Genomic DNA, 23,810 nt, shown 5'->3' with positions numbered 1-23,810 from the left:
TTAAAACTCTTCTGAAAACTAGTGATAGTTTTACTTATTCGGTTGTAGTAAACAACTTCCTATTTTCATTTGCTGGCATGACATTTTATCCTATTGATTCTGATCATGTAATTCATTTACTCTAACTCAATATATTTATGAAATTGTTTGGATGGAATATTGTTTGGGTGTTTGCCTTTGTATTGTTTATGAGCAGTTGCTCTGTAATTGGAGGAATCTTTAAAGCAGGTTTCTGGACTGGAATTATATTGGTAGCCTTAGTTATTGGTGTTGTCATTTATCTCTTTACTCGTAGATCTAATCCATAATTAAAGACATTGGAGGATCACATTATTTATTCAGATAAATAGTGTGATCCTGTGCTCACCAACCTCCGTCAAGTCCTTCTTGCAAAGCTTGTTTGTATTTTTCTGTATCGAAGCTGTAAAAATAAGGGGCTTTGTGTGCTACACCACTTCTACGTTCTTCCCATCGTTTGAGTATGCCATATCCGGTTATTTTTCGCTGAAAGTTTCTTCTGTCTAGCTTTTTGCCCAGAATAGTTTCATAGAGCTTCTGTAATTCTGGCATGGTGAATTTGTCAGGAAGCAGCGTATAACCAATGGGTTGATAATTCAAATGTAGTCGCAGGGTTTCGAGTGCTTTGTTTAAAATCAGGTTATGATCCAGCATCAACGATTTGATCTCCTGTAAATCCCACCAGGTGCAGTCATCGGAGATTGCATCAGCAGTAGGTTTTACTTGCGAAAATTCTACGAGTGCATAAAATCCTATACTTATAAACCGTTGAGCAAACCAATTATCCTCTGTTACTTCAATGCCTGTTTTCCTTGCTGACTCAATTAAGTCTTTGTTATTTGACCTATCAGGATCGCTGAATACATGAAATTGTTGTAAGAAGATATTGTCTAGTCCTGTTCTTTCTTTTAGAACGCGATTTGCTGCTAGTTCTACGGATTCTTCTTTACGCACAAATCCACCCGGTAAACCCCACTTATCTCTATCTTTCATTTTCAGAAGCAGTACTTTGAGCTGGTTTTCATGAAATCCAAATACAACACAGTCGAGAGAAATATGGCTTAAATAGTAGGTGGCTCCTGTTTCTAACAAATTCATCAGAGATTGTTTTTGTTCACTCATAGCATCGGGAATCGATATGTAAAGAAAATAAATTCTTTTGGTATTTGTTTTTCATATGAAAAAGCCTGTCATTGCGTTGTTGTAACATAATGCAAGATAATATAAAAAAAGTACCAGTGTTAGTTTCGTTATTGATCTTGCAAATAGGCTGTTAACCCTTATAAATTAGCATAGAATTTCATAATAATGAACAGGTAGAATCGACTAATAAACAAATGCCTTCTCTATGATAATCTGTACAAAACACCTGCTATATCTCTTCATATTTGTGAGTTTGGTTACATATGGACAAACATCTAAACTAGCAACTATTACACTAAAAGATGGGAAGATTTCAGGGACAAAGAATCAGAAGGGATATATACACATGTTTAAAGGTATTCCTTTTGCTGCACCTCCGGTAGGAAATTTACGATGGAAAGAGCCGCAGCCTGTTATACCCTGGAAAGGAATCCGCAAGTGTGATACTTTTTCTGCAAGTGCTATGCAGACCAAACCTGTTCCTTTTATGATGTATACACAGGAGTTTCTGGCACCTGCTGAACCCTTGAATGAAGATTGTCTGTATCTGAATGTGTGGACTCCCGCTAAATCCGGAAATGAAAAGTTGCCAGTAATAGTATGGATTCATGGAGGTGCATTTGTGAGTGGCTCCGGCTCTGTTCCTATTTATGATGGTGAAGAGATAGCAGGAAAAGGAGTTGTATTTGTTACAATAAATTATCGTTTGGGGGTATTAGGCTTTTTGGCTCATCCAGAACTTACCAAAGAATCTGCCCATCAGGTATCTGGAAACTACGGTTTGTTAGATCAGATTGCGGCTCTTCGATGGGTAAAAGAAAACATAGCTGGATTCGGAGGAAATCCCAATCTGGTTACTATAGCGGGACAATCTGCCGGAGCATTTAGTGTTAATGCTTTGATGGCTTCTCCTTTGGCTAAAGGGTTATTTCATCGAGTAATTGCTGAGAGTGGAGGGATGTTTAATGGGAATACTGCTGGGCAAAAGTTGGAGGATGGAGAAAAAAATGGACTAGAGCTGGCACAAAAGATGGGAACTGCTTCCATCGCAGAACTACGTGCCAGGTCAGCAGAAGAACTTATAAAAGCAGGAGGAATGTTTCGGCCTGTTATTGATAATTATGTATTGCCTGCAATTTATACAACATTTGCTGCAGGTAAACAAAATGATGTACCAGTATTAACAGGCTGGAATGCCGGCGATGGATTTGCTTCCCCTAATCCATTAAGTGCTACGGCTTATAGAGAAGATGCCGAAAAGAAATACGGCCGTAAAACAACTGATTTTTTGAAAGCCTATCCTGGGAATACAGATGAAGAAGCCAAACAATCTCAGTTTGAACTTGCAAGAGATCAGGTATTTGGCTGGCAAAACTACACCTGGGCCAGTCTACAATCAAAATCAGGTAAAAATAAAACCTTTCTCTATTATTTCAGTCAGGTCCCTCCTAATAAGGCTGATGGCATATCTTATGGTGCTTTCCATTCTGCTGAAATTTCGTATGCCCTACATACTCTTCATAAATGGGATCGTCCATGGAGAGAATCAGACCGAAAGCTGGAAGATGTAATGTCCTCTTATTGGGTAAACTTCGCTGCAACAGGTGATCCAAACGGAAAAGGGTTACCTATCTGGCCTGCCTTTACTACTGATTCCAAACAAGTAATGGAGCTGTCTGACACAGGCAAAGTGCGTGAATTGCCTTCCCGTACTCAGTTTGAGTTCTGGGATATGTACCAGACTTCCTTACAGAGATAGAATAATTTAGTCAGGATATATATTTTATAGACGTAATTCTTTATTCATAAATTCGTATATGACTTCTAGCCGTACGCTTTCTCTTATTATCCTTAGCTTGTTAATCATACGAGGTACATATGCACAAACACTACCGTCTGGCCCTCAGGTGTTAACATTCTTCTCTAATGCGGATGACACAGAACAACCTTATGGATTGTATCTGCCTAAGAATTACAATCCGCAAAAGAAATATCCTTTGGTAGTGATGCTACATGGCGCCGGATCGAATCACCGTCTTGAATTACGTAGAGTATTTGGAAAAAGTAATGCGCCTGGTGAGACAGATGTAGAAGCAAGCCTTTCTTTTCCGGAATGGAAAGATGTTGAGTATATCGTAGTATCACCTTACGCAAGAGGTACTGCAGGATATCAGGGCATTCCTGAAAATGATGTGTATGATGTTCTGGCAGATGCAAAGAAAAGATTCAGCATTGATGAAGACCGTGTTTATCTTACAGGTTTGTCTATGGGAGGAGGAGGAACACTTTGGATAGGACTTAGTCGTCCGGATATCTGGGCTGCGATTGCTCCGGTTTGTCCTGCACCACCCAAAGGAACGCAAGATTTAGCTATGAATGCGCTGAACTTTCCAGTCCATTTCTTTCATGGAGATGCTGATCCGGTAGTGCCAGTAGCAGGAACTCGTGACTGGGTAAAAAAGTTAACTGAACTGGGTACAAAAGTGGAATACAAAGAGTTTCCGGGTGTCCAACACGATAGCTGGGTTGGAGCATATAAGGATGAGTTTATTTTTGGCTGGTTTGATCAGTTTAAACGCAATCGTTTTCCAGGCCAGGTTCGTTTTGCTACCAGACAGTATAAATACAATCGTGCGTATTGGGTGCGACTGGATCAGTTTACTCCGGGAACACTGGCTAGTATTGATGCTAGGTTTACAGCACCAAATGAGTTGATGATTAAAACATCTGCATTGGATGCTTTCACTCTTACATTGACAGGTCATCCTAAATTTGTAAAAGCTGGCAAGCCATTAGCTATTACTATTAATGACAAAAAAATAAAAGTACCTGCCTTATCATCAGAGTTTATCTCTTTGCAACTGCAAAATGGTAAATGGAGTGTTGTGCCTACACCTGTGGCAAGTGCAAAGAAGCAAGGTGAAGAAGGTCCGTTGAGTGAAGCTTTTGCTGCCCGACATATCTATATATATGGTACTGGTGGAAATCCCACACCTGAAGAATTGAAAGCACGACAGGATATCGCTTTACAGGCAGCAAACTGGTCTACCTATCGGGGTGAATTTTTGGGAAGAATTATGTTCTTTCCACGTGTCTTATCAGATAAAGAAGTTCGTCCCAGTGATTTGGAAAGTTCAAATCTGATTTTGTTTGGAACTAAGGAAACCAATCTGCTGATTGAAAAGTATAGTGATCGTTTACCCTTGCAGTTGAACGCAACTGCTGCCAAAGATCATGGATTATTTTATGTTTTTCCAGTTGATAAACACTATGTAGCTGTTAACTCCGGATTGCCCTGGTGGACTGGACTAAAACCTGAAGGATATCCGTTTTTACCTCCCGCACAACGTGTCCTGGGTGATTTTAAGGATTTTATTTTATTCAAAGACTCTGTACGAAATGTAGTAGCAGAAGGATATTTTGGTACTAACTGGAAACCATCAGAGTCAGAAGCAAAAAAGATAGCTGCCCTAGGAGTAGTCTCATTACGCTAGAAACATAACGAAGTGAAAAATATGCCTTGTGTATTTAGTTGGAATGAGTAATGAAAAGAGGTGGATACTATCCACCTCTTTTCATTGTTAGATGCGTTACAGCATTTGAGAGATCCTAAACTACTATAAGCTTACAACAATCTTACCCTGAGTTTTTCCTGTAGAGATTTGCTGATGAGCTTTGGGGAGTTCCTGAAACGCATAATTGTGTGAAATGTGTGATTTCAATGCCGCTGATGCAAGTAGAGTGGCTATCTGTTGCATATCATCTCCGTTTGATACAACTCCCAATCGATGAGTAAATACTTCTTTTGCTTTGGCCTTGTCTGCAATAGACCCTTCAAAAAAAGTAAGAAGCGTAATTACTCTACCTCCCTTTTTAACTGTGTCCAGCGATCGTAGTACATGATCCCCATAAATAGAGTCAATAACTACGTCAGCATACTGTACCCGGTCTTCAAACTTTTCCTGTGTGTAGTCAATAAACTCGTCTGCTCCCAAACTTAGTACAAATTCTTTGTTAGGAGTAGAGGCAGTTCCGATTACATAAGCTCCAAAGTGTTTGGCAATCTGAACAGCATAATGTCCCACTCCACCAGCTGCAGCATGGATCAATACCTTATCACCTTTTTTTACCTTTGCATAAGTCATCAGTGCTTGCCAGGCGGTTAATGCTGCCAATGTAGCGGCTGCCGCTTCTGCATGGTTGATAGTTTGTGGCTTCAATGCCAGATGGGAGGCTGGGGCAGCCACATATTCAGCATAGGCATTTCCATGTCCTGGGAAGTTTACCATTCCAAAAACCTCATCTCCTTTTTTGAATTGAGTGACCTGGTCTCCCGTTGCTACCACAATACCTGATATATCCCAACCCAGAATAAAGGTGTCTTCATCTGGTTTAGGTTGCAGATAGGTAATAAGTGCTTGTTGATGTTGTCTTACAAAGGCATCAACAGGATTGATACTGATAGCTTTTACTTGTACTAAAACTTCATCTTTATTGATAGCTGGAGTTGGGACTTCAGCAAACTGCAATTTTTCAATGCCTCCGGTTTCTTTTAGTGTAATTGCTTTCATGATAGTATAGTTAGATGTTCATGAAACAAATCTCCGGAAAATAGCAGTGTGGAGTCTTGTAAAAATTCAGGTTAATCTGGTATCTTTATAGGTATGCAGATACAAAATCTATTTCAGCCATTTGATATTGAGTTTGTGCGGGTGGATGAATGCCCTATCAAAATGCACAAAAATACTTTTTTCGAACTTGCCTATATTGTAGAAGGAGAAGGTATCTATCATATTGATCAGAATAAATTTAACTATAATGCTGACAATCTGTTTCTTCTGATGCCTTTTGAGGTACAGTTTACCAAGGTGAAACGTACTACCACATTTTTGTTCATTCGCTTTAACAATATCTATTTCAGAGCACAAAAACCCAGTGAACAGCACAGCAATCTGAATGGTTGGATACAGAAACTAGAATACATTTTCCAGAATAATAACTATCAGCAGGGATGTATTATACGAAATGTACCTGACAAACCCTTGGTTCGGTCACTGGTTGCTGCTATTATACAGGAATATGTAAATCAGGGCACATTGCAACAAGAGTTGGTACAGCAGTTGGTAAATACACTGATTATAGTGGTAGCTCGCAATATTTCCATGCATGTGGCCGATAAAACCCAGGTAAATAATTCAGCTTTGCTGGATATACTACACTACATACACCTGAATATTTACAATTCTGAAAGGTTAAAGGCTGAAACGATTGCTGCTCACTTTAATATATCTCTCAACTATATAGGCGAATACTTTAAAAAGCATACAGGGCAAAATCTGCAGCAATATATTATCAACTACAAGCTTTCATTGGTTGAGGTAAGGCTTCTGCATAGTGATATGCGATTAAATGAAATTGCCTATGAGTTCGGATTTACGGATGAAAGCCACCTCACAAAAACCTTTAAGAAAAACAAAGGAATAACCCCTACAGAATATAGAAAAGGGAGTATAGCTGTATAGCTGCTATTTTTTGACAGTAGATTTGCTTTCTATCTGTTAAAAAAAGAGGCTATCCCCAATTCTCTAACGAAGTCAGATACTTCAAGAATTGGAGATGACTCTTATTCAAATATAGCTGATGGCAAACACTATATATCCTCTGCACTAGCTTTGTGCACCTGCATCTCTCCAGCCTTTGTGACTACCACAAAATGATTGCGTTTTGCTGCTGGCAAGATGGAGACAATAGGCTGCTTAACCTCAAACGTATGGCAGCATTTAGGATTATCCTGAGTAATGGTATATACCTCTACAATTTGTGAATCTGCTACTATAACAAAGTTATCCGGAATGTAACACAGATGCTGAACGTCCTTTCCTCTGGCAAAAAACTCATTGGATTTCTGCATCTTCCACATTGAATGTCGTATCAGTACACAACCTTCTTCTGTACTCACGATAAAACGAATGGCAGTGTGATGATTGGTCGCAGTCATTTTACGAATAGGTGAACCTAAATCAATTCGTAAATGTCTGTCAGGAATCAACTGGATCAGCGACTCACCATCTGCTGTATGATACATCTCCTTTCTGTAAATCATTTCTCTTACCGGTTGAATAAGTGCAAGAGGTTGTTGATCGGTCTGATGGGTATTGTTGGTAGACAACAAGGTTCCATCTATAGAATATGTACTTAGCACTTCATTGCTATGTACAGTATGCAGTATAACTACCTCTCCACTTTCATTAAAGCAAATCCCATGTATGGCATTTGGTAGAAATGACGGATGTAACACACTGATTTCATCCCGAAAATGCATGGAGGTAGAGAGCACCTTTTGTTTCTGAGTAAGAGTATAATCAGTATGAAGGATAACATATTTTGAAAATGCCGGATCATGAATCAGATTAAAATAGGTTGGAGAACTGGAAATAGTACTCCATACAATGTACTCGATATCGAATTCTGAACTGATGCGGGCGATATAGAGAATATTTTGTTTAATACCAAAGGCCAGAAACTGATCCTGATAAGCAATTGCCTGAATCCAGGAAATATCACTTACCAGTTTGAATGTAGAGACCAATGTATCTTTCTGAACAGTGGATACGGTTGGTGCAGGTTTGGGTATAACAGGCTGTGTTCTGATCTGATGGATATATCGGTTGGTATCCGGAATCAGTAATTGGTCATTGGGAACAAATGTTTTTAGCTTGTTTAGAGATGTTGTGTTTCCTGCCGACGCTTGTTCACTAATAATTGTAAAAGCTATATTTTTAGAAATGTCAGAGCTGTCCTGATCCTTATACTGAGGATAGGTCTGGGTCAGTACATTAAGTAAACTATTTCTTTTACTAGAAGGTGTCTGCTGATAGATTCCTTCCATGTGTTTGCCCCACTGGTCTTTTTCCGTTTTGGCAACCAGATCTGTATACTGAAGCAGACAAGTTTCAGCCTGAGTAGAATCCTGCCACCCATCCAGTAAGATCTGTTTTGTCCGTTGAGGGGATTCCAGCTTATGAAGCGCAAGTCGGGAGGCATCCAGATAGTCTTTCTGCTGTAATGATCGTTCCAGACATTGTTCATACAATTGATCTGCTTTATCTTTTTGTTCCAGAACCGTATACAGATCTCCTGCTTTTTCAAACCGATTCATTTCTACATAGAGATCAATGGCTTCATGAAACAAACCTCCTTCTTCAAGACATTCAGCTGCTGCTGCAGTATTTCTCAAATGATCTTTGTACAGAACAGCCGCTTCACGAAAGTGTTTACCTTGTTTAAGGGTATTAGCTGCACTATGGTAATCACCCAATAAATGAGCATAGATATAGGCTGCCTTTTTGAAGTCACCAGCTTCTATTTCTTTATTGGCAGCATTCTGGTATTTTCTACGTAAATCCTGATAGTAGTTATCTACATTCCACCCATCTACAGGACCACCTCCGCCTAAACCAGAGAGACTGAAGTTGGTATCTCTGCGACTAAGTGTGGAAGATGGAGGTGCCATTCCTCTATTCTGATAGTTTCCATCCAGAGGAATAGCATATTTCAAAGCTTCTTCCATATTTTCGTCAAACATCCGCAGTAATCGTTGTAATTCGCTTTCTCTTTTTTTCTGGAGATCTTCCAGCTTTTCGGATGCCCAGTTTTGTATACCTCCTATCAGCTTGCTAATAGAAGCGCCTATACCACCTCCTGATCCACCAGAACTACCTGCTCCACTTGATCCTGATCGTGTTTTGGTTGAAGATGGTTTAGCTGGTTGGTTCGGATCTGCTTGTGAGAGTTTGCGGAATAAACTCAAAATAGCATTTACAATCGCCCAAATAATACCCATAATCACTCCTAAAATACCAATGAGGAGCTTTAATAAGAAACTAGTAGTTTGTGAAACAGGGGTTTGAGCTGAAGGTGCCAACTCTTGAATAGGCTTACTTCCTACAGATTCTTGGACAGACTCTTTAAAGGATTGCATAAGTTCATCCAACTGCATTTGCTGCAATCCGATTCGTTGCAATCGGGGAGAAGTTGAGACACCGGTGTGGGCAAAGTTCCATTCCTTTTCTATAGGAAACGAATAGGCTATCAGATCTGTCAGATCAATCTGATCTGTTTTTTCAAAGCCAATGAAGCCAATACCTGGATGAAATACCTGATAATCCCATACCAGTAATGAACGAAGTTCTTCTGGTGTGATAGCAGGACTCAAGTTTGATTGAATGGGAATAAACAGTTTCTCTGCTAATGCACCATAAGGATTTCGGATATATGGCAGTTTAGCAGATTGATTACCTCGAAATACTACAAAAAGTCCCGCAGGATGTACAGATCGTATACTTTCGGGTATGATAAAACATACCAGTTGATCAGGATCTATCTCCCAATGGTTTATTTCTGTCAGCCATTCTTCCGGAGTGGTTCCACGGACAAACGCTCCACCCAGTATATACTGACTATGTTCGTTATAGGTTAGAGAGAGTATCATCCAATGGTATCAATAAAAGTTTGAATGTATTTGATATAAAACTCATTTGAGTTTATAGCTTTTGTGGAATCAGGTAAAAATTCAACATTGCCACACCATTGCCCATCGGATGACCAACAGGCTACTGGCCGGTTAATAATCAATAAAATTGTCACATTGGGGATAATACGATCAGAGCTTTGTAAATGAAGGAGGCCCCGCGAATCAAAGACTACAGAACTTCCATCAGGCCATGTATATCTGGTAAACTTCAGATTCGGATTGGAAATCTTTGGTGGTTTAATTTCTATCCCCTCATCTACAGGATGATACCCTTTAAAGTCAACCCACTTCAGTGTAGAGTTAACTTGATGCCTGGCCAGTTTGTGATTCCCTACGCACAAACTTCCTTCAGAGATATACACCTGTTGTACACGACTTAATACATGGTAGCCTGACTGATTGCTTTGATGTATATTTTTCAGATAAGGTTCTTTTGCTACACTTTTTAACTTTTTTATTTTCTGGATGACATCCAGCATAGGTTTCTGGTAAACGATTGTTCCATCAAAGGCATTAATACAAAACGCGCTGGTATCTAATGTAACGTAAAAATTGGATAGTGTTTCTGGATCAAAAAGCACTTCATCCGCTTTTTGGATTGTATGTGAAAAGTCAAAACGGGTAACCTGATTCCCATGGATAGAATAGAGTTGTACACCAGACGAATTATCTACCATAATGTATACATTGCCATCTCCTTGACCAAAGGTATACCTTCCGGATTCAATAAACTCTAATAATTCATGAGCTCCTGTCTTTTCTTTTGACCAATATAACAATCGCTGATCAGTGGTAACACACAACAATCCTGTAGGATCAACATCAAACGCATGAGATTGAGATACTCTTACTTTTAAAGAGGGATAGAGAAGTGGTGCGGTTTCTTCCTGAAGGAATGCCGGAAATTCAGAGGATATATGCTTTGTTCTTGGTTTTGTTTTTTTGGCAGAAGGAAATAATATTTCTTCCATATCCAGCTTTGCCTTACTTAGTAACTTCATTCTGCCTTCGATCAACTCAAAAAACTGAAGTTCCCCACTTCTGTTTACCGTAATCAGAAAATTGAGCAATGGTCGTATGGTAGCCAGATGAGCTATAAAGGTATGATCATTCAGTGTTTCTTCTGTTGTAATAAAGAAATTCTCTGTTTCCTGACTAAAGGTTTGTGTAGTAAGAAAAGAAGTTAATGCTTCTCCACAATGTAAGGAAGGATCAAGATGCTCCAACGCACTTATAACTCCTTCTTTTGTCGTTAGGTCGATAGGTAGAGAGGATTTGCCTTTCAGTACAAAGCTTTCTATAGTAGCATGTGCTTTATTATTAACCACACAGGCCAACGCAGCTGACATCGCAAAAATACGTGGAGTACCCCATAGTTTCAGGGTTGTATCCAGTAATATGATCCGCTCAGGATTTTGATGTGTAGGTGGTTGTTCTCTTCTAAGGTATAATGCTTCATTGTTGGCTAAACGGGCCATGAGTACAATATCATCATTGGCTAGTTCACTTAAAAGAAGACGATCAAAATTTCCACGATTGGTAATGTCTGCTACCCCACCTACAGGCTGGTCACTGCTATCTTGTGAATGCATAGGTATATGCAATACAGCAAGCAGGCGTTTGATAAGCCGGCTCAGACTTTCTGTTTCCGGATCATCTGCCAGTTGTTCCAGTAGAGTACGGGTTTCTTCCAATGGAGGAAGAACCTCAGGTGGCATCGGAAGCGTCGATATCCCTGTCCGAAGCTTCTGTCTGAGCTGATCTGTAGTCTCATAAACTTTTGAAACCGCATAGAGATTCTTCAGATCTGCAATAAAATGCTGACAAGTGATAGATTTGGTTGTCTGAAAAAGTATTAACCCATCTAACCGTCCGCTTTCCCACTCGCTGATTAGTGATTTGGCCTGTTGTTGGGTTGTTTTGTGTTGAGATGTTTCAAAGATGACCTGGAGCAGATGTGTACGTGCTGTGCCACTGCGAAATTCTTTGGGTAGTTCACTGATTCTGTCCAGCAGATTGGTTACTCCTGTCAGAAGTGGATCAATATCTTTGAGTAAAGGATTGTGCTTTTCTTTTTCCAGTAAGGCATTCTTTACGGCATACAACATTTCCAAATTAGCCGTTGAGGCAAACCAGGTATCCTGACAAGCTGCCAGTACAAGCAATATTGAACCTAAGGGAGGTAGCCCCAGCAACTGTATGTCAGTCATGATAGTTGACAGATCTTCCCGATAGCAAATCGTAGTACCATTTTGCCACTCCATGATCTGACCATTCTCTGCCCAGTGCCAGAAATATTGCTGGGGAGGACAGAAATAATCCTGAAAGGCAATGATCTGGTTATTTAGTTTCATGGGATACTTGTGTTAATCGGATGGCACTACGGGTTGCTGGTACAAAACAGGATAGTGGAATAAGTTCCCACTCGTCACTTGAATGAAATACAAGTAAATTTCCTTTTTGAGGATTAAGTTTCTTTTCAATAATATCAGTTATCAGTGGAGGATCAAAATCATATCCGGAGGGTACTAGTAAGGTATTGTGCCTCCAGTATTCCTTACCCGGAATGGAAGGTAGTAAATCACCTATAATAAATACCTCCTCTTTTTCTGAGACGGCAAATCGTACCTGTTGAAGGCGAATCTCAGGTGCTGTTTCAGCATAGGCTTTCCAGGTGGCTAAAGAAACGAGTAGAGCAGCCCCTGGTTTCTCCTGTCCAGAGGCAACAAGCTGGGCAATGTGTGGTCTTTGAAACTTCCCTGGTAATACAGACACTGGCAACTCTACTGAAATAAATGTAGTTAGAGGTTGCCAGGATAAAGATGGTAAGGTACCTGTTGGCGTTACCCCACCAGCAGGAAACAAACGATTTCGTTCATCCAGGAAATAGGTATGTAAAGCCGGAAGTTGCCGTATGCGTATGTCTATCTTCTCACTTACAACTATACCACGGAGCCATATGTGATCTCCATTTTCTGCTGCGCGTAAGCCGGGAATACACCGGACTGCTCCCAGAGTTTGTTTATCTGTATGGTTAAAGACCAGGATTTGCTCTTTCATAGTTTAACGAATAGGCATTGTTATCTGCACTTGTTGCTGAATCAAAAAATCAGTTTATGCTTTTTCCCCGGTATGCAGAATCTTTTTCCATAGTTCGTCCATTTTTTGCTGGACATATTTTCGTTGTTCTTCATTGGTAAGCCATTCACAACGTCCATTCAGATAACGAAGCCTGTCTTTAATTACTGTACGATCAGGTAACGAGGTTTCTGGTTTATCCCACTTTTCCATTAATATTACTACTTCCTGATACAACTCATCCGCATTGGGAATGGCATTGATGTGTGCCTGAGGATGAGATTCTGATTTTTCAGGATCTGCCTCTACTACAGAATTAACGATACCAGCTATAATTTCCTGCTGTTCCTCTGTGTCCCAGATATAACGTAACACCCAAAAGTCAGATGGTTGTGCTTTGGTGCGTTTACACAATAATGCACTGGCAGCTATAAGCCGCTGTAGTTTTACTGCCCGTCTATCAGAAACAGAAAGTCCCGCATTTCGTAGTTTCTGTATAAGATCAATATACAGAGGACGAATTTCATGTAAGTCCACCTGTGCTGTCAGATATTGAAGCTGAGCTACTTCATCAGTAGTAATTCTGGGAGGATTATCTACCGATTTACGTTCCAGTTGCCAGCCTGCCAGCAATACTTCGTTTAATAATTTAGGATCTACATAATCACACCGAACCCGGATCAGAAAACGGTCAAAGAGAGCCTGTAAGGCTTCATCTTCTGGTAAATGGTTACTGGCACCTATAAACATCAGAGCAGGTAAATGTTTGGTTTCCCGTCCCCGACGAAATATTTTTTCGTTCAGTGCCATCAGCAAGCTATTAAGAATGGCACTGTTAGCGTTCAATAACTCATCGAGGAAGACTAGTGAGGCTTCCGGAAGCATCCCTTCTGTATTGGTTACCAGATCACCTTCCCGAAGTTTGCGGATATCAAATGGCCCAAAAAGTTCATTAGGTTCTGTAAACCGGGTAAGGAGATATTCAAATGTTTTGCCATCCAGCAGCTTGGCTAATTCACGCACCATGGCGCTTTTTGCCGTGCCTGGAGGGCCTAGTAAGAATAAGTTTTCACGTCCAGCCAGGCAGATTCCCATCAGATCAATAATGTTATCTTTTCCAACAAAGGTGTTCTTAACGTGTTGTAATACCTGATTTAGTTTATCAATGAGCAGAAGGTCTTTTTCTGTACTGGTTTCCATGAAGTTTTGTAGGATGATAATGTTTGGAATAAATAGTGCAGGGATTGTATAGATACGAATGCCCTGTTTGTGTTAATATTCAATATGGGTCAGATCTTTTGTTACATGTTTGAGTTCTGGCCAGAAACGGTCTGCGTGTATACCCAATGCCGCCTTTACCAGATCATACAATTCAGGATGTGTGAGTCGTTTGTGATCACGTTTCTGAATGATACGATCCACATAGGTATATTTTAAGGAAGGGTGTAGTCGGATAAACGTAGTATGATCTGAATTTTCCTCAATATCAACTCCTACAGAAGAAAACGGCCAGGATTGTGCTGTATTTCGCAGAAGTTGTACCAGTACATCATCAGGCGACAGACCTTTGGCAAAATGCATGAGGTCTGGCAGGAAACGCAATGTCAGATCAATAGAGTAGATGGCCTCTGCTGAAGGAGGGCCTGAATAAGGTAAGAGATAGGTTCTAACCTGACTCTCTGTAAGATGGCGCAACAAAATAGACTGACATGCCCGATAAATAAGCATAGCTCCCCACAAGGCAGCTTCAGGCAAGAAGGCTGGTGCTGTATGTGGTATGTCTACCAGTGTTGTTGCATAGTATTGCTCCAAAACCTGGCAGGCTTCCTGTTTTTCTATTTCACTAAAAGGCTCTATCGTTGCATTTACAGTAACATTTCCCTGTTGGGTGAGGTCTGTAATAAAGTCTGTTAATGTTACTGTTTTCATAAATTCATAGTCACTAATAGCAGTTAGTCTGACAACGTCTTAAGAAAGTTAAAAATATATCAGCTTTGCTACTTGTATGGTGTGATGTCCTTAATATACAAAAATAATAGGATTTGTTTAGGAAAAGGAGATAATGGCTTCTGAAATAAAACCTTTGTAAGATGTAACAGAGAAACACTACTTCTGAGAAGATATAAAGCAACGAAAAAGATTTGGGAGCCTGATAGTTGGACGAATAAAATTTTCGGAATAAATTACCCGTAGCCGCAACTAGTGCTTTTTCTTTTATCCATTATCGTAGCCTCATGATCATTTACGAAACAAACCAAAACTTTTGGCGTGACATTTCCCATTTAACACGTAGCTGGACCATGCGACGCATTCTACGGGGTGCTGCTGGTGTTGCAGCTTTTACAAGTGTTTTTTGTGTTCTTTTTATTGAAGTATGGCCTAAAGAGTTTACCATCCCATCCACTATCTTTTCGCTATTAGGTATTGTACTCAGTGTATTGATGGTATTCAGGACCAATAGTGCCTATGACCGCTGGTATGAAGGACGCCGGCTGTGGGGAACACTGGTAAATAATAGCCGTAACCTGGCTATCATGATTCATGCTACTTTTCCAAAAGAAGATATGCAAAGCCGAAAAGAGCTGGCTATTCTGATTTCCAATTTTGCCATTTCATTGAAAGAACATCTGCGGAAAGGGGTGATATGGAGTGAACTAATCCATTTTACACCAGAAGATCAGGCTTCGTATCAAACCAAAAAACATATTCCCAATCACATAGCCTCATTGATTCACCAGAAGGTGCAGGTTGTTTACCGGAGTGGTGCTCTTGGGGACGCAGATATGATCAATTTCAAACCACATATGCAGGTATTTATGGATGTGGCAGGTGCTTGTGAACGGATCAAGAAAACACCTATTCCGTTTTCATACAGTGTATACATCAAATTACTGATTCTGGGCTATTCGGTTATGCTTCCTTTTGGTCTGATTCAGGACTTTGGGTATTTTACTATTCCGCTGGTCACGTTTATTTTCTTTACATTTATCGGTATTGAAATAATGGCGGCAGAGATAGAGGAGCCATTTGGACTGGATTGTAATGACTTGCCCACAGGAGATATTGCAAAAACAATTACAACCAATGTTTTTGAGATACTATCTGTCGACCAGTCTGCTCCAGTAACTCAGCCAGCAACTACTGATTTATATACCAAGGTATTCTAACAAAGTCTCAGACCCTTTATGTTATAAACCATTCAACGTCCACTAGATAATAACCAAGGTAGGTAGCGGAATTACTGAGAATGGAACATGTAATTGTATGTGAACACTATGAATGTAGTGGTATAAAAGCGGCACTTGAAATACTAAAAGAGGTATGTGAATTTGAAGCAGGTATTATTGATCACTAAGCATTAACCTAAAAATATCTGATCCATTGTTTGTTCTCAGAAGAGACTATACAATGGATCAGTTACTTTCTATCGTCCAGTGTATTTCATCTTTGAGTGCAGGTAAGCTTTTCCAGTTTAGTGCCTTCCCCTGAATGATATAGAGTTTATCCTGAATCTTATAATGAAGGATTAACAGACTATCCCGTTTGTTATACTCATACCTGATCTGAGTTTGGTGCATGGTATAATCTGTCAATACAAATACATGAGATGCGCTGTCAATCTGTAATTTGAAATCTTTCATCTGGTCAGCCTGATCCTGAAAAATAATGTATCCATTGCGATGAATAAAAAAGCGTTTTATGGAAGAGAAAGGATTTTGCATAACAGAATCCCTAGATGTGGTTTGTACCTGGTAGGCTCCGTGTAAAAATGGTCTTGCTACCAGATCATCATTAAAAGTCTTTCTCTGCCTATAAGGATAAAGGGCTTCCAGAAAAAAGAGGCTACTAATGAATAGCTTAAGTGTACGTTGAATAAGAGCCTGATGAGGAAACAGAACGGGAGAATCTTCAACGGTTAAAGCTGCTGGTTTCTGCAGAATGAAAAACTGATAGAGTAGACTGACTTGCGGAGACAAGGCAATTAGAGCCAGCAGTAAAAGAAAGCAGGAATAAAGCTTCACTGAAATATCAAATCCTATATTGATGGTAACAATATTGATCATGACTCCAATCGAGAGGAGCAAACCTACTACGCGCGTTCTCTGAAAGAGCAGTAATAAAGCTGCCAAGACCTCAACACAACCTGTAATTACATTGTATAGATACGAGGTGCCTATTGTGCTCCAGTATAAAATATCCTTACTTAACTGGCCGAAAGGGGTATAGAGAATATTGGGTTCTGGCAGATAAAACTGTGCTTTAAAAATTTTATCTACTCCATATTTCAAAAGCTGCAAGGCCAGATAGTAAGAAAAAACTTTTCGCAACAGAATGAATATAGCTCCTCTATGAACTCTCCATCTTTTGGATGCTTCAAACAAAAAAGACAGACCTCCTGATAGGATAAGTAAGAGCAGAAGCAGGAAATATAATGAGGTTGAGTCAGAAGAAATTCCAGAATGAATTTTCTCAATACCCGCTATTGGCGCAATGACTTGAATCAAGCCTCCAAAAAGAAATTGGGTATACTTTTCCTGAAAAGGGAAGAAGATAAAAGGAAATGGAATAAATAGAACACACAGAAATGCGAAAAGATAAATTCCTGTCTGTAGATAATGACTCAGACTCATTGAGAGTTAATAGTAGTAGGCTGCTATAAAAAGATTGGCTATCAGTTCCAGAATATAAGCTGCTTCCACTTTAAAGATATAAATGCTGTAAGTATAGCAAGTACACCAACCAAGCCAACAAGTAGTAGCTTTGAGCTATCAAGAGGAGGATGATTTGTGTTTTGAGGTATCAAAGAAAAAGAGCCTTCTTTCTTTTTGTTTTTGGGCAACTTGGTAGTTGATTCTTTGTATTCTATAAATGGGACTGAATCAAGAGAATTCTGAAAGTTATACTCTTCCTGAAGGAAGGTCTTTATCTTCTTTTTGGAATGTTTTTTGGATACAATAGGGTGATTGCTAAGAGTAATGGCATACTTTTCAGACTGATTGCCAGGGCTATTAGATTTATTACTGCAGACTAACACTGTAATCGTATCTGAAACAAACACCACACTGTCAAGGATATGTTTAGGGCGTTTATGGTAAGGGACCTCCCCAAAGTTGGAGCTTTCCAGATCAAAGAAATCATTCTTCAGAGCAGTTCCGAAAGTTTCGACGCTACCACTATGGCTTTTATGGGCAATAAGTTTGGTTTGCCCATTGGAAAATATACAGATAAAAGTAAAGATACCTGCCAGAATAAATTTCGTATTCATAGTGATAGGGTATAAAGACGATGATCTTTTCAGAAACAGATAAAGATAAGAATATTTATCTGTTTCTGAAAAAAGTACTGTATCAGTTCTGAATAAGAGAAAGATAATAGGTCATATCTTCTGAATAAAATGTATTTCCATTGCGTTGATCCAGCTTTTGCACAATCTGCTGACATTGTCCTTCAATCCATGTGATCAGGGAGGCTACTTCATACGTATCTTCTTCGATTGGCTGTACATCTGCAATTGGCACTTTAAGCTTGATCGTTTTTTTGCCTGCTTTCTGTAAGGCTTTCATAAAAAGAAGAAAGCCCAAAAGAAATTGATAGCGATAGGCTTCAGGTTGGGTATTAGTGCAAAATCCAATTTGTTTTTCAATGACCGCCCGACCTTTTATGAAGTCTTCTGTGAGTGCATAGTATGTCAGTAGATACCCCATTTCTTTCAGTACTGCACTGGTAAGCGGAATTTTCTTTCGGGCCAGAATAGCATGATCTTTTGCTACCTCTGTATTGCCAGATAGCAAATTTACCATTGCAGTTTTGGAATAGGTATAATCAGGTACTTCCTTACACTTTTTGGTACCATTTAACAATGGTTGAGCCGTATGCAGGAATGCAGGATAATCCCGTAAACTCAAATAGATATCCAGCACATTGTTTGGTTGACAGGCGTCACAATCATCCAGCAGACAGCTGCTGGTATCCTGAAGATAGTTTTTCAGGTGCTCCTGTGCTTTGGAAAGGTTCCCGAGATGAGCATAGACAATCATCCGGAAGTAATCTATTATGCGTGTGCCTGTACCATAGTCCAGAAAACGCCTTTCCATATCCTGTTGCAAGTCTTCTATTTGCTGTAAGGAGACAGACGCATAACATGGCAGCTTTATAATGACCCACTTATACATCCATAAAACAGAATACTGATGATTCTTGTTGTGACCTTCATCCATTCGTTTTAGCAACCACGGAAAAATAGCTATGGTTTTATCTGGTTTGTGTAACCAGGTTACTTGTCTGATATAAGCAATACGAGCCTCAAATTCAAGATCTTTGTCTTTGAAGAACTGTGCTTTTTGAATGCATTTCTGAAGAATTTTTTCATTTTCTTCAGACTCTTTACCATAGGACAGAATATCAACTACCTCTTGTACTTCCTCAAGAGTTTCCAGTGAGTAACTCATTATTTATAGATTGGTGTTAAGTAGTATCATGATGTTTTCATTCATACGATCCAGTTCTTTGCCGGACAATGGATAATGACCCATCATCAGGGCATTGAAATACAGCATTTGTATATAAGGATCTATTTTCTTTGAGGCTTCCGTATACAAAAGCTTCTTTACGATTTCATTTTTATAGTTCAGAAATAATTTAGCCCGAAATCCCGGGTCAAAGTCAAGTATGGCATCTGAAACACCAGCCCATAAACTATCTGATTCGTCACGGATGCTCTTAAAATCTCTTTTCTGAATGGCATCCTGTGACATATGTAACATGGCTGGAACATGCTCCGGTGAAAATGCTTTAATGTCCAGTTCTACATCAAACTCAATCAGAATAGCTTGAAGCACATCAATGCGTTTACGTATAAGATCGTAGATCTCAATATCAATGTCGTTGAGAATATTGCCAAAGTATTCCGGATTGATCTGGCGAGTCTTTCCTGTATGATCCCGCTCCTGTAACTTTAAAAGAATTGGGGTATCATAAATATATCCTGCGTTAATTACCAGCTGGTTGTTGGCTCTGGCAATAGGAGCAATCTGCCGGAATTCGTCCAGATCAGAAACAAAAAGAATAGAGCTGGATTGTTGCTGGATCTGTTTTAGGGAAAGATCACCTTGTGTGGTCGGAAATATGAACCAGTTTTTGATAAAAGCAAAGAAATCATCATCTTCCAATGCCAGTGACTTCAATGCCTGCGCATGGGTAACGATAATTTCCTGCATAGCTTCCGGATCTGAATCGCCTAATCTCTTTAGATACTTCTTAATACTGATACCCAACGATTCACGTACTTCCTCAAGTATTTCGTTATGGTAAATATCTTCACGGGACGCTGTCGTGCTTAAGTTATCTGAATTGAGAATTGCCCGTACAAAAAAGGCCCAATCAGGTAAGATGTCTCCACAAGAGTCAGAAATAAACATGCGTTTGACGTACAGTACATGTTTGCTGACACTGGTTGTATGTGTGCGATGAGGCAGGACATACGCTAAACCCTGTGTTTGTCCTTTGCTATCCTGAATAGGAAAATAATGAGAAAACCTTTCTCCAAATACACGGTTACCTAGCATGAGCGCTTCACTACCCGTAGAACGGGTAAGCCATGGAAATTCCTTTTGAAAAGTAATCTCAGAGCCGGCATTGTATGAATATTTTATAGGTACAGGTAGATAATCTCCGTACTTATGAAGTAGAAAGGTTAGCTTGTCAGACGTAAGTGCGATGTCTTTCTTGATTGCCAGGCGTACTTTAGTGCCTGTATATCCGTTATAATCTGTTGGTTCTATTGCATAGGTGCCATCGGTATTGCCAATCCAGCGCATAGTTGAGGTACTATTCCATGCTGTGCTTTCTACTTCGATTTTTTCAGAGACCATGAAGCAGGAGAGAAGCCCAATACCAAACTGACCAATAAACGACTGTTGTTCACGATCAAACATATCGGATGTGTTTCTTTTAGAGCTGGAGCCGATTTTAGACAGAAACTCTGTCATCTCGTCTGCTGTAAGACCAATACCATTGTCTTTGATCTGCAACACTCTGGATGTACCTGTTTCAAAAAAGTCGATTTCAATAACTGGCTTAAAACTTTCTTTCAGGCTTCGGGCAGTAATAGCATCATTGGCATTCTGTAATAATTCCCGGATAAATACCTCCCAGCTACTGTATAAGCTGTCAGATAATACTTTTAAGATTCCAGATAAATTGACCTGAAAAATAGAGTTTTCCATAATAAGCGTGTGGCAGAAAAGTTTACTGAATGTAATTATAGTGTTAGTATATCTGAGACATGCAAAATACGCATCACTCTCTGAAATGTTACAAACATACAGGTTCTATTAGGCAAATAAATACCCTACATGGTAGGTTGGTAACCACGTGAATCATAGAGGCTGTGTAATAAATAGGATAGTTGTAGGTTTACCTTTTTCGGAAAGCGGTATATCGGGATGCTAGAAGAACACGCTGGATGGCAACTGCCCGAATAAGCCAATACTTTATTAGTTCTTCATTGTGTGAAGAGGACTGTAAAACAGAAGTTAACGCTGAAGCAAGAGTTGTATTATCTGTAACTGATTCTGTAATGGATTGAGCTTCTTTACTTAACTTCAGATTGATTTGTTGCTGAGCCTGTTCCAGTTGCATCCAGGTATCATAGGCAATCTGGATACGGATGGAAACCTGATCCCGTTTGTTTTCCTTCAAAATATATTTCGCTGCATTGTCTTTGTCCTTCTTTTTCTCCAACACAGCCAGATGATACTCATTGCGTTTATACCTGGCATCGACTTCTTTAAACTCTTTTTCTGCTTTTTTGAGTTGCTTATTGTGTTCTTTGGAATCGGGTTGGGCCTCCAGTTCGGCTTTTTGCAGGGTTGCCTGAGCTAGTAAATAGGTGAGAAGCTTTTTATTGGTAAGAGATCTTTCTTCATCTTCCTGGATCGCTTTGATACGTTTGAGCATATGGTGCAGTTGTTCATTGAGACGTGCTTCATAGGCTCTCAAACGATAATATTCTGATCTGTTTTTACGAATAGCGGTTGAATTTGTATGGTATCTGGACATAAATAGACTATAGCTGTAAGGAAATAAATACTGATTTAATTTCCCTCAAGATACGAAAAAAAGCCTATCTATTTGGTATTACAGGAGTTTTATTATGGCAATTTCGAGTGCATTTCAGCGGTTTTGAAGTTCGCTAATCTGACTGCAAATGATTACGTTCAATAAACTCTTTAAATGATTTCCGGTAGGTGTCGCCAATAGGAATGAGGGCGTTGCCAATCTGAACTTTCTCTTTCATAATTGCGTCAATTCCTTCCAGTGCTACAATGTATGAGTGGTGTACACGAAGAAAACGATCCTGTGGAAGCTGCTCTTCCAGTGACTTTAGCCTTTGCAGGCTCACAACTTTCTGATGATGGGTGTGGATGGTTACATAATCTTTTAACCCTTCTACATATAAAATATCTTGTAGACGGATTTTGACCAGCTTTGTCCCATCTTTTACAAATATAAAAGGCGAAGCAGGTTCAGAAGATGGCTTATCAGGTAAAGTTTCTGTCTGCTGTTGTTGACTAGGTGTTGTAAGACGACCCGCCGCTTTTTCTGCTGCTTTCAGAAAACGTTCAAAGGTGATGGGCTTAAGAAGATAATCTGCCACATCCAGTTCGTATCCTTCCAATGCATATTCAGAATAGGCAGTAGTGAGAATCACCAAGGGCTTTACTTGCAGAATTTTCAGAAGAGAAATGCCTGTTATTTCAGGCATCTGAATATCCAGAAATAATATGTCTACCTTATTATCTCTCAGAAATTCAAGTGCTTCCATAGGATTGGAGCAGGTATGTACCAGTGTAAGATACGAAACCTTATGAATATATTGAGTCAGGAGATTGCGAGCCAGGGGTTCATCTTCAACTATAACACAAGTCAGGTTCATGCAGCATTCAGTTTAAGTTCAATCCGGTAGCGATCAGATGTGTCTGTTATTTTCAGACTGTAATTTTCCGGATAGCTAAGGTCTAATCGTCGCTGGACGTTTTGCAGGCCTATCCCGGATTTCTCTGGCTTCAGCGTTTTGTCAGGTAATTTACTGTTCTCTACAATATAAACGCATTCTGTACCCTGAAGTTCCAGTTTTACATTGATCCAGGCCTCAGGGTTATTATTACTGACACCATGTTTAAATGCATTTTCCAGAAATGTAATCAGAATCAAGGGCACAATCAGTACATGTCCGGTGGTACCATGCACTTCAAAATGAATAGGAATCTGATTGTTCAATCTGAGTTTCTCCAGACTAATATAATTCTCCATATACTCAATCTCTTTACTTAACATCACACGCGGGTGATTGGAATCGTAGATCATGTAGCGCATCATCTGTGAGAGTTTGGCAATGACTTCTGTTGTATTAGGAGATTGAGTAAAAGCAAGATAATAGAGGTTATTGAGTGTATTAAAGAGAAAGTGAGGATTAATCTGGGCTTTTAAAAAGCGTAATTCTGCGGATAATTTCTCATTTTCAATAGATTTCTTTTTGGAGTCCAGTTCAAACCACTCAATGGCAAAACGCAGCATAGCCACAAAAACAGTAATAAAAAGCGTGACTACAATAGTCTGGATTATGAACCGGGGACCATACAGATACTCATATTTGTGGGTGAATCCGTCCAGCAAATAACGTTCTGTATACATCCTGATGATATATAATAAGGCAAACGGCAACAAAAATCCCAGCAAATACTTTCCTGCTTTTTTTTGCTCCAGAAACCTCGGAAGAAAAAAGAAATAGTTTATATAGGCTGGAATAGACGTAAATATCAGTTGTATGGCTACAATGGTCAGGAATCGTGGCCAGTTAATATTGTCTTTCTGGTAAAAGCTAAGCTGATAACTAAAAAATGAAAGATACATGCACCAGAATGATAAGTGCATTAAGAGGACACGTTTGTGTTGATTCAATGATTGCATAGACCCAGGCAATTCTATCTGTAAGATATCAGATAGATACTCAATGATAGTAAGGACAATGTATACG

19 protein-coding genes are annotated in these 23,810 nt (G+C 39.5%); 5 read left to right on the top strand and 14 right to left on the bottom strand.

Annotated features, from left to right (window positions below; all coding sequences use genetic code 11):
• Window positions 1-137 precede the first annotated feature (137 nt).
• Window positions 138-308, top strand: a complete 171-nt coding sequence (locus QNI22_RS12095; RefSeq protein ID WP_314510892.1) for a hypothetical protein — start codon at window positions 138-140, stop codon at window positions 306-308.
• Between the two features lie 55 nt (window positions 309-363).
• Here the strand turns inward: QNI22_RS12095 and QNI22_RS12090 are convergent, their stop codons facing one another.
• Window positions 364-1,140, bottom strand: a complete 777-nt coding sequence (locus QNI22_RS12090; RefSeq protein WP_314510891.1) for an NUDIX hydrolase — start codon at window positions 1,138-1,140, stop codon at window positions 364-366.
• Window positions 1,141-1,366: 226 nt separating this feature from the next.
• On the opposite strand from QNI22_RS12090, the gene QNI22_RS12085 reads away from it, so the two are divergent.
• Both QNI22_RS12085 and QNI22_RS12080 read left to right on the top strand, forming a co-directional pair.
• Window positions 1,367-2,920 carry a carboxylesterase/lipase family protein gene (locus tag QNI22_RS12085; protein WP_314510890.1) on the top strand — a complete coding sequence of 518 codons (1,554 nt, stop codon included), beginning with the start codon at window positions 1,367-1,369 and terminating at the stop codon, window positions 2,918-2,920.
• Window positions 2,921-2,978: 58 nt separating this feature from the next.
• The gene (locus QNI22_RS12080) at window positions 2,979-4,655 is read left to right on the top strand and encodes a carboxylesterase family protein (protein WP_314510889.1); all 1,677 of its coding nucleotides are present in this window, start codon (window positions 2,979-2,981) and stop codon (window positions 4,653-4,655) included.
• Window positions 4,656-4,778: 123 nt separating this feature from the next.
• Here the strand turns inward: QNI22_RS12080 and QNI22_RS12075 are convergent, their stop codons facing one another.
• Complete coding sequence (locus QNI22_RS12075; protein WP_314510888.1) at window positions 4,779-5,732, bottom strand: NADP-dependent oxidoreductase; 954 nt, start codon at window positions 5,730-5,732, stop codon at window positions 4,779-4,781.
• Between the two features lie 93 nt (window positions 5,733-5,825).
• On the opposite strand from QNI22_RS12075, the gene QNI22_RS12070 reads away from it, so the two are divergent.
• Window positions 5,826-6,683: an AraC family transcriptional regulator gene (locus tag QNI22_RS12070; protein WP_314510887.1), complete on the top strand. Its 858-nt coding sequence runs from the start codon at window positions 5,826-5,828 to the stop codon at window positions 6,681-6,683.
• A 128-nt stretch (window positions 6,684-6,811) separates the two neighbouring features.
• Here QNI22_RS12070 and QNI22_RS12065 read toward each other — a convergent pair whose 3' ends face one another.
• From QNI22_RS12065 to QNI22_RS12045, 5 genes are all read right to left on the bottom strand, one after another.
• A complete protein-coding gene (locus QNI22_RS12065; RefSeq protein ID WP_314510886.1) occupies window positions 6,812-9,652 on the bottom strand; it encodes a hypothetical protein in 2,841 nt (946 codons plus the stop codon).
• The gene (locus tag QNI22_RS12060; protein ID WP_314510885.1) at window positions 9,649-12,048 is read right to left on the bottom strand and encodes a hypothetical protein; all 2,400 of its coding nucleotides are present in this window, start codon (window positions 12,046-12,048) and stop codon (window positions 9,649-9,651) included. The genes QNI22_RS12065 and QNI22_RS12060 overlap by 4 nt, the downstream gene beginning before the upstream one ends.
• On the bottom strand, window positions 12,035-12,754 hold the full coding sequence (locus QNI22_RS12055; protein WP_314510884.1) for a hypothetical protein: 720 nt from the start codon (window positions 12,752-12,754) through the stop codon (window positions 12,035-12,037). The genes QNI22_RS12060 and QNI22_RS12055 overlap by 14 nt, the downstream gene beginning before the upstream one ends.
• Before the next feature lie 54 nt (window positions 12,755-12,808).
• The gene (locus QNI22_RS12050; RefSeq protein WP_314510883.1) at window positions 12,809-13,972 is read right to left on the bottom strand and encodes an AAA family ATPase; all 1,164 of its coding nucleotides are present in this window, start codon (window positions 13,970-13,972) and stop codon (window positions 12,809-12,811) included.
• 72 nt (window positions 13,973-14,044) lie between these two features.
• Window positions 14,045-14,701 (bottom strand): hypothetical protein, encoded by a 657-nt coding sequence (locus QNI22_RS12045; RefSeq protein WP_314510882.1) that lies wholly within the window; start codon window positions 14,699-14,701, stop codon window positions 14,045-14,047.
• A 305-nt stretch (window positions 14,702-15,006) separates the two neighbouring features.
• Between QNI22_RS12045 and QNI22_RS12040 the strand changes: the two genes are divergently transcribed.
• Window positions 15,007-15,939, top strand: a complete 933-nt coding sequence (locus QNI22_RS12040) for a bestrophin family protein (protein WP_314510881.1) — start codon at window positions 15,007-15,009, stop codon at window positions 15,937-15,939.
• A gap of 246 nt (window positions 15,940-16,185) precedes the next feature.
• On the opposite strand, the gene QNI22_RS12035 is transcribed toward QNI22_RS12040, so the two are convergent.
• The 7 genes from QNI22_RS12035 to QNI22_RS12005 all read right to left on the bottom strand — a co-directional run bounded on the left by QNI22_RS12035 (window position 16,186) and on the right by QNI22_RS12005 (window position 23,686).
• Window positions 16,186-17,403, bottom strand: a complete 1,218-nt coding sequence (locus QNI22_RS12035; RefSeq protein ID WP_314510879.1) for a hypothetical protein — start codon at window positions 17,401-17,403, stop codon at window positions 16,186-16,188.
• A 41-nt stretch (window positions 17,404-17,444) separates the two neighbouring features.
• Window positions 17,445-18,038: a hypothetical protein gene (locus QNI22_RS12030; protein ID WP_314510878.1), complete on the bottom strand. Its 594-nt coding sequence runs from the start codon at window positions 18,036-18,038 to the stop codon at window positions 17,445-17,447.
• Window positions 18,039-18,120: 82 nt separating this feature from the next.
• A complete protein-coding gene (locus tag QNI22_RS12025) occupies window positions 18,121-19,221 on the bottom strand; it encodes a hypothetical protein (RefSeq protein WP_314510877.1) in 1,101 nt (366 codons plus the stop codon).
• Between the two features lie 3 nt (window positions 19,222-19,224).
• Window positions 19,225-20,997, bottom strand: coding sequence for an HSP90 family protein (locus QNI22_RS12020; RefSeq protein WP_314510876.1), 1,773 nt, complete (start codon window positions 20,995-20,997; stop codon window positions 19,225-19,227).
• A 190-nt stretch (window positions 20,998-21,187) separates the two neighbouring features.
• Complete coding sequence (locus QNI22_RS12015; RefSeq protein WP_314510875.1) at window positions 21,188-21,832, bottom strand: hypothetical protein; 645 nt, start codon at window positions 21,830-21,832, stop codon at window positions 21,188-21,190.
• A 133-nt stretch (window positions 21,833-21,965) separates the two neighbouring features.
• Window positions 21,966-22,709 (bottom strand): LytR/AlgR family response regulator transcription factor, encoded by a 744-nt coding sequence (locus QNI22_RS12010; RefSeq protein WP_314510874.1) that lies wholly within the window; start codon window positions 22,707-22,709, stop codon window positions 21,966-21,968.
• On the bottom strand, window positions 22,706-23,686 hold the full coding sequence (locus QNI22_RS12005) for a sensor histidine kinase (RefSeq protein ID WP_314031282.1): 981 nt from the start codon (window positions 23,684-23,686) through the stop codon (window positions 22,706-22,708). Before QNI22_RS12005 ends, QNI22_RS12010 begins: the two co-directional genes overlap by 4 nt.
• Window positions 23,687-23,810 lie beyond the last annotated feature (124 nt).

Source organism: Xanthocytophaga agilis (assembly GCF_030068605.1).
GTDB lineage: Bacteria > Bacteroidota > Bacteroidia > Cytophagales > 172606-1 > Xanthocytophaga > Xanthocytophaga agilis.
The sequence above is the reverse complement of the archived record's forward strand: the minus strand, read 5'-3'. Positions and strand labels throughout refer to the sequence as shown.